The following is a 12,821-nucleotide window of genomic DNA, read 5'->3' on the forward strand; positions in this document are numbered from 1 at the left end:
CGTGAGCAGCACCGTCAGAGTCTCCGGGCTGACCGTCCGCCATCGCCGCACGACCGCCTTGGACGGCATCGACCTCGACTTCGCACCCGGCGTGCACGGCCTCCTCGGGCCGAACGGCGCGGGCAAGACGTCGCTGATCAGGGTGGTGTCCACGGCCACCGCTCCAGCCTCGGGGCGGGTGGAACTGCTGGGCAGCGAGGTGGGCGCGGCCGCGGACCACCACAGCCGGGCGGCGGTCCGGCGCAGGCTGGGGTATTTGCCGCAGGAGTTCGGCTACTACCCGGGCTTCACCGTCCGCGAGTTCGTCGCCTACGTGGCGTGGCTCAAGGAGATGGACGGCGCCCTGACCGCGAAGGCCGTGGCACGTGCGGTGGACCGGGTGGGCCTGACGGACCGGATCGACGCCCGGATGAAGACCCTGTCGGGCGGCATGGTGCGGCGCGTGGGTATCGCGCAGGCGATCGTCAACGAACCGGAGCTGCTGCTGCTCGACGAGCCGACCGCCGGGCTCGACCCGGAGCAGCGGGTGGAGTTCCGCACCCTGATGCGGGAACTCGGCGACCGGGCCACCGTCATCCTCTCCACCCACCTCGTGGAGGACGTGGCCACGGCCTGCTCCGATGTGACGCTGATCGAGGCGGGCCGGATCGCCTACCGGGGTACGACGGCCGAACTCTCGGCACTCGGCGGCAAGGACGGCGAAGGTGCCCCGCTCGACGGCAGCCCGATCGAGCGCGGCTACACCGCCGCCCTGCGCACCCACCGCGAGACGGCGGCTGCCCGATGACGAGGACCGATACCGTCACCGCCGAGCGACCGGACTCCCCCGCGCCCCGCGCCACCCGCTCGCCCGCCGCGTACCGGACGACGCTCCTCGCGCTGCGGACCGAGCTGCGCCGCGGCATCGCGCCGTGGACGGGGCCTGTACGGCACTCACGCTCGGCGTCACCATGGCGGCCAAGGCCGACACCTGGCAGGGCGGCTGGGGCGATACGCAGGGATATCTCCACTCCGCCGCCACTCTGCTCGTCGGCCCGCTGGTGGCAGCGGCCTCCTGCTGGCAGGGCGCCCGCGACCACCGGCGCTCGACCACCGAGCTCTGGCTCTCCACCCCGCGGGCCAGGTCCGCGCGGGTCGTGGTGGCCGCGCTGCCACTGGCGCTGTGGGCGGTCGCGGGGTATCTCGTCGTGCTGGTCGCCTCGCTGCTGGCCACCTGGCCGTACGCCGGGGGCGGCAGCCCGTTCCCGTCCTTCGCCGTCGCGGACTGCGCCTTCCTGCTCGCCGTCGGGCTGCTGGGGTTCGCCGTCGGCCAGCGGTGCCGTTGGCGGCTGGCCCCGCCCGCCCTTGCCGTGCTGCTGTACCTCGCCTTCGGTGTGCCGGACTACATGGACTCCCCGGCCCTGTACCTCAACCCCGCCTGGCAGTACGAGCTGACCGGGACGCTTCCCGTGTGGTGGTTCGCCCCGGCGATGGTGGCGTGGACGTGTGGACTCGCCCTGGCCGCGCTGCTCGGCCACGCGGCCCGGCGCCGCTTCCTGGCCGTCGTACCGCTGGCCGTGGCGGTGGCGGCCGCCGGGTTCATCGCGCACACGGGCCCCGGTCTGCTCCGCGCCGACCCCGCCCGCGACCGCGTGGTCTGCACGGACGGCACCCCGCAGGTCTGTCTGAACGCACTCGACGGAGCTCTGCTGCCACAGGCGTCCCAGGCACTGTCCGGGCTGTTCGAGCGGCTGGACGGTGTGCCGGGAGCACCGGTCAGGTACGTGGATCACGAGGTCCGGGAGGGCTCCGGAGAACTCCAGCTGTCGATGCCCGCCCGCGGCTGGGCATCGTGCGCGACAGGCTGAGCCGGCCCGAGGACTTCGCCTGGCAGGCAGCCGTGGTGATCGTCTCCCATGGGGAATGCCCGGAGTCCGCGACCGAAGAGGACCAGGGCGGCTTCGACCGCGTGGCGGAGTCCGACAGCGCGGTGGCGAACTGGCTCGCCGGCCCCCATGCCGCACAGCCCCCCGGCGCGGAGCAGGGCCCCCGGTTCCGCCGGCTCGCGGCCATGCCCGCCCCCGAGCGCCGGGCCTGGCTCGGCCGCTACCTGGCCTCGCGCAAGAGCTGCACCCCGTCGGAGGTACCCGTCCTGTGAGCCCCGACGCCGACGCCGCCACGGAGCGCTCCGCGCTCCGGCCCGGCCTGCCGCTCCTCTATATCCGCTCCCGCGACCTCCCCCGCACCGCCGCCGCCCTGGCCTGCGTGGTCCTCCTCGCCGCCTGGGCCGCCGACTGGATCGAGGACCGGCCGGACTTCGACCACACCGCCCGCGTCCCCGTCCTCGTGCTGGCCCCGCTGCTGGCTTCCGCGGCGATCGGCACCAGCCTGTACGCCGCCGCCGACGAGCTCGACCGGACCGCCGTGCACCGCTGGTGGCCGCGGCGGCTGCTGCATCTGCTCGCGCTCACCGGGCCGGCCGCGGTGGCCCTCGCGCTGGCCGTCCCCGGGCATCCCGAGGCGTTCGGCGCCCCGGGCATGGTCCGTAACGTGCTCGGCGCGACCGGGGTCGCGGCCGGCTCCGCCGCCCTGATCGGTGCCCGGCTGAGCTGGCTTCCCATGACGGTCTACGGCGGCTCGGTGTACCTCGCCGCACCGCGCACCCCGGGTGGCGCGGCCGCCGTATGGGCCTGGCCCATGCAGCCGGGACCGCAGACCGCTGCGTGGGTGGTGGCATCGGCGGCGTACCTGGCGGGGGCCACGCTGCTCGCCGTACGCGGGCCGCGTCCCGAACGCGGCTGACTCCCCCTCCGATCAGGGGACGACCGGCTAAACCGCTGGCCCGGCCGCCACCCGGCGGGCCAGGATGACGGTCCACCGACCGACCTGTACCGGAGACCAGCGCCATGCAGCACACCTACGGGCCCGACGCCCTCGCCCCCGTCACGCTCGACCGTCGCGAGGGGCCGTACGGGGAGGTCGTCCTGCGCAAGCGGGGCGACGACTTCGAGATCATCGCCAACGGGTGCTTCCTGATGGACACCTCGGACGGGCGCTCGGAGCGGTTGCTCATCGACGCGGCACTCGCCGCGCTGCCCGCGGACCGGCCGGACCCGGCGGTGCTCATCGGCGGGCTCGGGGTCGGGTTCTCGCTCGTGCGGGCCGCCGCCGAACCGCGCTGGGGCCGGATCGCCGTCGTGGAGCGGGAGCGGGCCATCGTGGACTGGCATCTGGGCGGGCCGCTGGACGCGATCTCGGCGGCCGCGCTCAGGGACCCGCGGACCGCGGTCCTGACGACGGACCTCCTCGCGTACCTCCGTACGACCACGGACCGTTACGACGCGCTCTGCCTGGACATCGACAACGGGCCCGACTGGACCGTCACCGAGGACAACGGAAACCTCTACTCCCCCGCCGGTCTCGCCGACTGCCACCAGCGGCTCGTGCCTGGCGGAGTGCTCGCCGTGTGGTCCGCGCAGCCGTCGGACGAGTTCGAACAAGCCTTGCGGAATGCCGGATTCCGCGGGGTTAGGACGGAAGAGGTAGGAGTTGCCCGAGGTGTGCCCGACGTGGTCCATCTCGCAATTCGAGCGGACTGAGATCCCCCCACCGGGTATGCGGACCCCTGGGACGCCCGGGGGCCAAGCGCCACAAGAGCGACACTCCGCCTCCTCCGTGCGGCCGGCCCGCCCGCACACCCTTGCACCCTGCGTAGCCGAGAGCCGTCCGCTGCCTTTACGCTGCTGACCGATAGCGGGATCTCCCACGAAATTCACAAGCGAAAACCGTGCGTCCGGGGGAATGGCCCCCGTGAGAACGGGCAGGGGCGGGGCGATGGAACAGACACACACCACCCACAACGGTGTCGCGGCCACCCCGGGCGCGCAGCGCCGGGTCCTGGTGGTCGAGGACGACGCGACAATCGTCGATGCCATTTCCGCCCGGCTGCGGGCCGAGGGCTTCCTGGTGCAGACCGCGCTCGACGGCCCCGCGGCCGTGGACGCGGCCGAGGCCTGGCAGCCGGATCTGATGGTGCTCGACATCATGCTTCCCGGCTTCGACGGCCTGGAGGTCTGCCGCCGTGTGCAGGCGCAGCGCCCGGTGCCGGTACTGATGCTGACCGCCCGGGACGACGAGACGGACATGCTCGTCGGTCTCGGTGTCGGCGCGGACGACTACATGACGAAGCCGTTCTCCATGCGTGAGCTGGCGGCCCGGGTGCACGTCCTGCTGCGCCGGGTCGAGCGCGCCGCACTGGCCGCGGTAACGCCGCGCAGCGGCATTCTGCGCCTCGGCGAGCTGGAGATCGACCACGCGCAGCGCCGTGTGCGGGTGCGTGCGGACGACGTCCACCTGACGCCGACCGAGTTCGACCTGCTGGTCTGCCTGGCCAACACGCCGCGTGCGGTGCTGTCCAGGGAGCAGCTGCTGGCCGAGGTCTGGGACTGGGCGGACGCCTCCGGCACCCGTACGGTCGACAGCCACATCAAGGCCCTGCGCCGGAAGATCGGCGCGGAGCGGATCCGCACCGTGCACGGTGTCGGCTACGCCCTGGAGACCCCGGCGCCATGACCGCCCGCGGACCGGGGCTGCGGCCGTTCTCGATCAAGGCCAAGCTGGGCACGCTCGTCGTGGTCTCGGTCTTCATCACCACCGGGCTGCTCATGGTGGCCCTGCGCACACGTACCGAGCTCCGGTTCATCACGGTGTTCTCCGTCATCGCGACCCTGCTGATCACCCAGTTCGTGGCGCACGGCCTGACCGCGCCGCTGGACGAGATGCGGGCCGTGGCCCGGTCGATCTCGCACGGCGACTACACCAGACGGGTGAGCGGCGCCGACCGGCGTGACGAGCTGGGCGACCTGGCGCAGACGATCAACCTGATGGCGGACGACCTGGAGGCCGTGGACCGGCACCGCAAGGAGCTGGTGGCGAATGTCTCACATGAGCTGCGCACCCCCATCGCGGCGCTGAGAGCCGTTCTGGAGAACGTCGTGGACGGGGTGTCCTCGGCCGATCCGGAGACGATGCGCACGGCCCTCAAACAGACCGAACGTCTCGGCAGGCTGGTGGAGACGCTGCTGGACCTGTCCCGGCTGGACAACGGCGTGGTCACGCTGAAGGCCGGCCGTTTCGAGGTGTGGCCCTATCTGTCGGGGGTGCTGAAGGAGGCGAATCTCGCCGCCGCGCACCGCCGGCTCTCCTCCGGTTCCGGCAACCACTCCCGCAAGGACGTCCATCTGCACCTGGACGTGTCGCCGCCGGAGCTGACCGCGCACGCGGACGCGGAGCGGCTGCACCAGGTGGTGGCCAACCTGATCGACAACGCGGTGAAGCACAGCCCGCCGCACGGCCGGGTCACGGTGCTCGCACGCCGGGGTGCCCAGCCGGAGTCACTGGACCTGGAGGTCCTGGACGAGGGGCCCGGCATACCCGAGTCCGAGCGGCACCGGGTCTTCGAGCGGTTCAACCGGGGCGACGTGACGTCCCCGCACGGCCCGGGCAGCGACGGCGGTACGGGTCTGGGCCTGGCCATCGCCCGCTGGGCGGTGGATCTGCACGGCGGGCGGATCGGTGTGGCCGAATCAGCTCGCGGATGCCGCATCCGCGTCACCCTTCCGGGGATCCATCAGCCACGAGGTTGACATAGGGTTCGAACCGGAAGGGCACGTTCTGCGTGTTCTGTTCAAGGGGTACGGTCCAAGGGGCCGTAACTGCGGTCTCGCGTACCCGGAGCAATGCGGAACCAAGCTTGTTTCCCGCCATTTCCTGCGCCGAAACCGAACTTTCGATGTGACTTGCACGACGAAGACCGGCCCGGCCCGCATGGAACGGCCCGGGAGGCGTAGCCTTGATTTCCGCTGTCCACCACCTTGTGAAGCGGAAGAGGGCGGTTGCCGCCGTGTCGTCTCAGTCCCCCAGTAACTCGAGCATCTCGACCGACCAAGCCAGCCCGGGTTCGAACCCGGCTGCTGCTTTCGGCCCCAATGAGTGGCTCGTCGACGAGATCTACCAGCAGTACCTCCAGGATCCCAGTTCGGTCGATCGCGCCTGGTGGGACTTCTTCGCCGACTACAAGCCGGGCACTTCCGGCACGGCGGACAAGCCCGTTCCGGGCGCCGCAGCCGCGGGGGCTGCGGTGCCTGCGGCTCCGGCCGTGACCGCACCGACCGCCACCGACAACAACACCGCGCAGGCCGCACCCGCGCAGCCCGCGGCCCAGGCTCAGGCCCCGGCCGCACCTGCTGCCCCGGCGCCCGCACCTGCCGCACCCGCACCGGCCGCCCCGGCGGCTCCGGCGAAGGCCGCCCCGGCTCCGGCAGCACCGGCTCCGGCCGCGAAGCCCGCCGCCGCTCCGGCCACCGAGGCCCCGGCCGGCCCGGAGTACGTGACCCTGCGCGGCCCGTCGGCCGCTGTCGCGAAGAACATGAACGCCTCGCTGGAACTGCCGACGGCCACGTCCGTGCGCGCGGTCCCGGTGAAGCTGCTCTTCGACAACCGCATCGTCATCAACAACCACCTCAAGCGCGCCCGGGGCGGGAAGATCTCCTTCACGCACCTCATCGGGTACGCGATGGTGCAGGCCCTCAAGGCCATGCCGGCGATGAACTACTCCTTCGCCCAGAAGGACGGCAAGCCGACCCTGGTCAAGCCGGAGCACGTCAACCTCGGCCTGGCCATCGACCTGGTGAAGCCGAACGGCGACCGCCAGCTGGTCGTCGCGGCCATCAAGAAGGCCGAGACGCTCAACTTCTTCGAGTTCTGGCAGGCCTACGAGGACATCGTCCGCCGGGCCCGCAACGGCAAGCTCGGCATGGACGACTTCACCGGGGTCACCGCCTCGCTGACCAACCCCGGCGGGATCGGCACCGTTCACTCGGTGCCCCGCCTGATGCCCGGACAGGGCCTCATCATGGGTGTCGGCGCGATGGACTACCCGGCGGAGTTCCAGGGCACGTCGCAGGACACCCTGAACAAGCTGGGCATCTCGAAGGTCATGACCCTGACCTCGACGTACGACCACCGGGTCATCCAGGGCGCCGCCTCCGGCGAGTTCCTGCGGATCCTCAGCCAGCTGCTGCTCGGCGAGAACGGGTTCTACGACGAGATCTTCAAGGCGCTGCGCATCCCCTACGAGCCGGTCCGCTGGCTCAAGGACATCGACGCCTCGCACGACGACGACGTCACCAAGGCCGCGCGGGTCTTCGAGCTGATCCACTCCTACCGGGTCCGCGGCCACGTCATGGCCGACACCGACCCGCTGGAGTACCGCCAGCGCAAGCACCCCGACCTGGACATCACCGAGCACGGCCTCACCCTGTGGGACCTGGAGCGGGACTTCGCGGTCGGCGGCTTCGCCGGCCAGACCCTGATGAAGCTCCGCGACATCCTCGGTGTGCTGCGTGAGTCGTACTGCCGCACCACCGGCATCGAGTTCATGCACATCCAGGACCCGAAGGAGCGCAAGTGGCTCCAGGACCGGGTGGAGCGTCCGCGCCCCGCACCGGAGCGCGAGGAGCAGCTGCGCATCCTGCGCCGGCTCAACGCCGCCGAGGCGTTCGAGACGTTCCTGCAGACCAAGTACGTCGGCCAGAAGCGCTTCTCGCTGGAGGGCGGCGAGTCCGTCATCCCGCTGCTCGACGCGGTCATCGACTCCGCGGCCGAGGCGCGCCTGGACGAGGTCGTCATCGGCATGGCCCACCGTGGCCGGCTGAACGTGCTGGCGAACATCGTCGGCAAGTCGTACGCGCAGATCTTCCGCGAGTTCGAGGGCAACCTCGACCCCCGGTCGATGCACGGCTCCGGCGACGTGAAGTACCACCTGGGCGCCGAGGGCACCTTCACCGGTCTGGACGGCGAGCAGATCAAGGTCTCGCTGGCCGCCAACCCCTCGCACCTGGAGGCGGTCGACCCGGTCCTGGAGGGCATCGCCCGCGCCAAGCAGGACATCATCAACAAGGCGGGCACCGACTTCACGGTCCTGCCGGTCGCGCTGCACGGCGACGCGGCCTTCGCGGGCCAGGGCGTCGTCGCCGAGACGCTCAACATGTCGCAGCTGCGCGGCTACCGCACCGGCGGCACGGTGCACGTCGTCATCAACAACCAGGTCGGCTTCACCGCCGCCCCGGAGGCGTCGCGCTCCTCGATGTACGCCACGGACGTGGCGCGCATGATCGAGGCGCCGATCATCCACGTCAACGGTGACGACCCGGAGGCCGTGGTCCGCGTCGCGCGCCTCGCCTTCGAGTACCGGCAGACGTTCAACAAGGACGTCGTCATCGACCTCATCTGCTACCGCCGTCGCGGTCACAACGAGGGCGACAACCCGGAGTTCACCAACCCGCAGATGTACACCCTGATCGACAAGAAGCGCTCGGTGCGCAAGCTCTACACCGAGTCCCTCATCGGTCGCGGCGACATCACGCTGGAGGAGGCCGAGCAGGCGCTCCAGGACTTCCAGGGCCAGCTGGAGAAGGTCTTCGCAGAGGTCCGCGAGGCCACCTCCGCGCCGTCCCAGCCGCATGTCCCGGACGTCCAGGCCAAGTTCCCGGTGGCCGTGACCACCGCGGTGTCCTCGGAGGTCGTGAAGCTGATCGCCGAGTCGCAGGTCAACATCCCCGACTCGATCACCGTCCACCCGCGGCTGATGCCGCAGATGCAGCGCCGTGCCGCATCGGTGGACAACGGCACCATCGACTGGGGCATGGGCGAGACCCTGGCCATCGGATCGCTGCTGATGGAGGGCACCCCGGTCCGGCTCGCCGGACAGGACACCCGCCGCGGCACGTTCGGCCAGCGTCACGCGGTCCTCGTCGACCAGAAGACCGGCGAGGACTACACCCCGCTGCTCTACCTCTCCGAGGACCAGGCCCGCTACAACGTCTACGACTCGCTGCTCAGCGAGTACGCGGCGATGGGCTTCGAGTACGGCTACTCGCTGGCCCGCCCGGAGTCGCTGGTCATCTGGGAGGCCCAGTTCGGCGACTTCGTCAACGGCGCGCAGACCGTCGTGGACGAGTTCATCTCCTCGGCCGAGCAGAAGTGGGGCCAGACCTCCGGCGTCACGCTGCTGCTGCCGCACGGCTACGAGGGCCAGGGCCCGGACCACTCGTCCGCCCGCCCGGAGCGCTTCCTCCAGATGTGCGCGCAGGACAACATGACGGTCGCCATGCCGACGCTGCCGTCGAACTACTTCCACCTCCTGCGGTGGCAGGTGCACAACCCGCACCACAAGCCGCTGATCGTCTTCACCCCGAAGTCGATGCTCCGGCTGAAGGCGGCCGCGTCGAAGGTGGAGGAGTTCACCACCGGCGGCTTCCGCCCGGTGATCGGCGACGACTCCGTCGAGGCGAACGCGGTCCGCAAGGTCGTCTTCTGCGCCGGCAAGGTCTACTACGACCTGGAGGCCGAGCGCGAGAAGCGTGGCGTCACGGACACGGCGATCATCCGCCTCGAGCGCCTGTACCCGCTGCCGGGTGCCGAGCTCCAGGCCGAGATCGCCAAGTACCCGAACGCCGAGAAGTACCTGTGGGCCCAGGAGGAGCCGGCCAACCAGGGCGCATGGCCGTTCATCGCCCTGAACCTGATCGACCACCTGGACCTGGCCGTCGGCGCCGACGTCCCGCACGGTGAGCGCCTGCGCCGCATCTCGCGGCCGCGCGGCTCCTCTCCCGCGGTCGGCTCCGCCAAGCGCCACCAGGCCGAGCAGGCACAGCTGGCCGACGAGGTCTTCGAGGCCTGACCGGCGAGTTCACGAACCGAGGGCCCGGCCCCGCGAGACGATCGCGGGGCCGGGCCCTCGGCGTGGGTCGGGGCCCTCAGATGATCGGAGGCTCGAAGTCCCAGAACGGACGGTTTCGGGACCGCGCCGAGACCGTGTGGACGTGCTGCGCCCCGAGTGTCGCCGCCAGATCGCCCAGCGCCTCCGTCTCGACCTTCTCCGCCCGCTGCCGGTCCCGCAGTCCTCGCAGGTCCGCCGCGTGCGCGACGCGTGCCGAGAGGGTCAGCGGGTGGGTCCGGCCGAGGACCTCGGTGGCCCGGGTGATGACCGACTCCGTCAGCGTCGCGGCGGATTCGGGGTCGCCCACCAGATTGCGCAGCGCCGAGACGTTGATCGCGCAGCCCAGCGTCCAGGGGTGGTGCTCGCCCACGGCCCGGCCCATGTCGACGAGTGCCTCCTCCAGGAGGTGGTGCGCCTGGTCCCGCTCCCCGACGTTGCGCAGGATCAGGGCGTGGTTGCCGCGGGTGCCGGCCACATACGGGTGCTGTTCGCCCAGCATGTCCACATAGCCGTCCACGACCTTCTCGCTTATGGCCCTGGCCTGGTCGATGTCGGCGTGCTCCCGGGCGAAGAAGCTCTGGCTGGCCGCGAACATCATGGTCAGCGGGTCGTTCTCGCCGAGCACCCGTTCGCCTCGCTCCAGCACCCGGGTGAACAACAGCGCGGCCTTGCCCCGATCACCGGAGCGGTAGTGGCAGAGCGCGAGATTGTGCTCGGCGCGCAGGGTCTGGGGGTTGTCGTTGCCCATCACGAGCCGGTGCACCCGGGCGCTCTGGGTCTGAAGCGATTCCGCCTCGTTGTAGCGGCCGAGCAGGCGCAGGTCGGTGGCGTAGTTGATCTCCGAGTAGAGAGTCCAGCTGTGTCGCGGGCGGAGCAGTTGCCGACGGGACTCCAGAGTGCGCCGGTTCAGTTCCAGGGCGTCCTCGTACCGGCCGAGCAGCCGGAGCGAAATGGCCAGGTTGTTCTGCGCGTTGAGTGTGCGCGAGTCCGTGTCGCCGAGGAGTTCGCGGTAGGCCGCCAGGATCCAGCCGGACATCTCCTGCGCCTCGTCGTACCGGCCGAGGCCGCGCAGGTCTGCCGCGAGGCCGCCGGCGGCGCGCAGGTGTTCCAGGTCGTCGGAGCCCCGCTCGGCGCGCAGGTGGTCCACCGCGGCGCGCTCGATGGCCTCGGTGCCGGCGTAGTCGCCGACGGCCCGCAGCAGGTTGGCGTAGTTGTAGCTGAGGTCCCAGACCCGGGGGTGGTTCTCGCCCAGCAGCTCGCGCCAGGCCGTCATGGCGCGGGAGCCCAGCTTGATGCCGGCCCGGTACTCCCCGGAGAGGTACATGTAGCGCAGGCAGTTGAGCACCAGGCTCTGCACCGCGGGGTCGGCGCTGCGCAGGACGTCGGCCCACTTCAGGTGCGGGGTGATCTCGGCGTACGTGGGCCACTGGCGGGTGTCCGTGGGGCGGCCGGGGTCCGCGCCGGCCAGTGCCCGGCGGACCACGTCGATGAATTCCTGGCGGTCGCGTTCCGGCATGTCCTTGCGGACGATCTGGTGCACCATGCGGTGCAGATAGATCGATTCGCCGGAGGACGTCTCGTCGATGACGGACTCGTGGGACTCCAGGCGGACGACGGAGTACTGGCGCAGCTGGCCGATCGCCCTGTTCCACAGGAGTGGGTCGTTCATCAGTCCGGAGAGCTGCTCCGGCAGCTCGCCGGGCGGCATCTCCTTCAGCAGCCGTACGGGAATGGAGCCCGGCGCGAAGAAGCTGCACAGGCGCAGCAGGTCGACGGACTCGGGGACGGTGTCGCGGAGTTTGTTCAGCAGTATCGACCAGGCGGTCTGGAAGGCCAGCGGGAAGTCCGCGGAGACCTTGACGACGTCCTGGTCGATGCCGCCGCCGAGGAGTTCGATGTACTCCTCGACCGACATGTCCGAGTCGTTCAGCCAGCCCGCGGTCTGGTCGAGCAGCAGCGGGAGGTCCTCCAGCGCCTCGGCGAGCTGGTCGGCCTCGGTCTGGGTGAGGCGCGGGGCCCGGCGGCGGATGAAGGCGACCGATTCGTCACGTTCGTAGACCGGCACCTCGACCAGGTTGCTGTTGTGCTCGCCCCACTCGGGGTTGCGGGACGTGATCAGGACGTGGCCGGGGCCGGTCGGCACCAGGTCCCAGATCTGTTCCGGCTCGTCGGCGCCGTCCAGGACCAGCAGCCAGTGGGCGTGCGGGTCGCCGCGGCGCAGCGAGTCACGTACCGCGCGCAGCCGCTCGCCGTACTCGGCGCCGGTGGACAGGCCGAGTTCCGGGGCGAGTTCGGCGAGTTTCTGGCGGAAGAGGGCGCGCCGGTCGGCGGGGACCCACCACACCACGTCGTACTCGGAGCCGAACCGGTAGACGTACTCGGCGGCCAGTTGCGTCTTACCCACTCCCGACATGCCGTGCAGGGTGACGACGCCCGCACCGGGACCGGCGTCCTGCAGGGACCGGTAGGCCTTGCTGAGGAGTTCCTCGCGGCCGGTGAAGCGGGTGTTGCGGCGTGGCACCCCGCCCCAGACCTCGGGGGTGTCGGCCGGGTAGCGGGGTCCCGGCCGGGCGGCGGCGGCCTCGGGCAGCGCGTCGGTGGGCAGTTCCAGTCGTACGAGCAGCCGCCGCTCGGCCTCGTCCGCACCGACGTTCGTCAGGTCCGCGGCGCCGTAGACCGAGGTGGCGCCGGGCAGAGCCGCGGTGGTGACGGAGACCGCGGCGAACCGGTCCGGATCGGGGGCGACGATCTCGCGCAGGGCCCGGTTCCACTCCTCGTGGCTGCGGGGCCCGACCTGGAAGTACCAGTCGCTGAGCAGGACCAGGATCCGGCCGCGGGAGAGGGTCAGGTCCCGCAGGGCGTCCTCCAGCGGGACCTCGACCGGTGGGTCCCAGCGCTGCAGGACGACCGTCACCCCGCGCCGCTCCAGCCGGTCCGCGATCCACGCCGCCCAGGCCCGGTTGAATCCGGCGAAACTGAGGGTGACGGTCTGCGCCCCGGTTGCTCCAACTTGCTTACGCGTTCCGGGCATTCAACCGTCTCCCTGACCTCGTTGCGAGCT

9 protein-coding genes are annotated in these 12,821 nt (G+C 71.1%); 8 read left to right on the plus strand and 1 reads right to left on the minus strand.

Annotated features, from left to right (window positions below; genetic code table 11):
* Position 1: 1 nt before the first annotated feature.
* The 8 genes from LNW71_RS08475 (at position 2) to LNW71_RS08510 (ending at position 9,721) form a co-directional block, all read left to right on the plus strand.
* Entirely contained in the window at positions 2-787 is a 786-nt protein-coding gene (locus tag LNW71_RS08475) for an ATP-binding cassette domain-containing protein (RefSeq protein ID WP_250967681.1), read from the plus strand.
* Between the two features lie 124 nt (positions 788-911).
* Complete coding sequence (locus LNW71_RS08480) at positions 912-1,847, plus strand: hypothetical protein (protein WP_250967682.1); 936 nt, start codon at positions 912-914, stop codon at positions 1,845-1,847.
* Positions 1,832-2,137, plus strand: coding sequence for a hypothetical protein (locus LNW71_RS08485; protein ID WP_250967683.1), 306 nt, complete (start codon positions 1,832-1,834; stop codon positions 2,135-2,137). The genes LNW71_RS08480 and LNW71_RS08485 overlap by 16 nt, the downstream gene beginning before the upstream one ends.
* Complete coding sequence (locus LNW71_RS08490; protein ID WP_250967684.1) at positions 2,134-2,781, plus strand: hypothetical protein; 648 nt, start codon at positions 2,134-2,136, stop codon at positions 2,779-2,781. The genes LNW71_RS08485 and LNW71_RS08490 overlap by 4 nt, the downstream gene beginning before the upstream one ends.
* Positions 2,782-2,885: 104 nt before the next feature.
* On the plus strand, positions 2,886-3,578 hold the full coding sequence (locus tag LNW71_RS08495) for a spermidine synthase (protein ID WP_250967685.1): 693 nt from the start codon (positions 2,886-2,888) through the stop codon (positions 3,576-3,578).
* Between the two features lie 235 nt (positions 3,579-3,813).
* Positions 3,814-4,551 (plus strand): response regulator transcription factor, encoded by a 738-nt coding sequence (locus tag LNW71_RS08500; protein ID WP_014154105.1) that lies wholly within the window; start codon positions 3,814-3,816, stop codon positions 4,549-4,551.
* Positions 4,548-5,624, plus strand: a complete 1,077-nt coding sequence (locus LNW71_RS08505; RefSeq protein ID WP_250967686.1) for a HAMP domain-containing sensor histidine kinase — start codon at positions 4,548-4,550, stop codon at positions 5,622-5,624. The genes LNW71_RS08500 and LNW71_RS08505 overlap by 4 nt, the downstream gene beginning before the upstream one ends.
* Positions 5,625-5,881: 257 nt before the next feature.
* Positions 5,882-9,721, plus strand: coding sequence for a multifunctional oxoglutarate decarboxylase/oxoglutarate dehydrogenase thiamine pyrophosphate-binding subunit/dihydrolipoyllysine-residue succinyltransferase subunit (locus LNW71_RS08510; RefSeq protein WP_250967687.1), 3,840 nt, complete (start codon positions 5,882-5,884; stop codon positions 9,719-9,721).
* Between the two features lie 76 nt (positions 9,722-9,797).
* Here the strand turns inward: LNW71_RS08510 and fxsT are convergent, their stop codons facing one another.
* Positions 9,798-12,791, minus strand: a complete 2,994-nt coding sequence (gene fxsT, locus LNW71_RS08515; protein ID WP_250967688.1) for an FxSxx-COOH system tetratricopeptide repeat protein — start codon at positions 12,789-12,791, stop codon at positions 9,798-9,800.
* Positions 12,792-12,821 lie beyond the last annotated feature (30 nt).

This window comes from Streptomyces sp. RKAG290 (assembly GCF_023701695.1).
Classification (GTDB): Bacteria; Actinomycetota; Actinomycetes; order Streptomycetales; family Streptomycetaceae; genus Streptomyces.

Coding starts and splice junctions, on each gene's coding strand:
- LNW71_RS08500 (WP_014154105.1), top strand. CDS start 3,814: ATGGAACAGACACACACCACCCACAACGGTGTCGCGGCCACCCCGGGC.
- LNW71_RS08495 (WP_250967685.1), top strand. CDS start 2,886: ATGCAGCACACCTACGGGCCCGACGCCCTCGCCCCCGTCACGCTCGAC.
- LNW71_RS08505 (WP_250967686.1), top strand. CDS start 4,548: ATGACCGCCCGCGGACCGGGGCTGCGGCCGTTCTCGATCAAGGCCAAG.
- fxsT (WP_250967688.1), bottom strand. CDS start 12,791: ATGCCCGGAACGCGTAAGCAAGTTGGAGCAACCGGGGCGCAGACCGTC.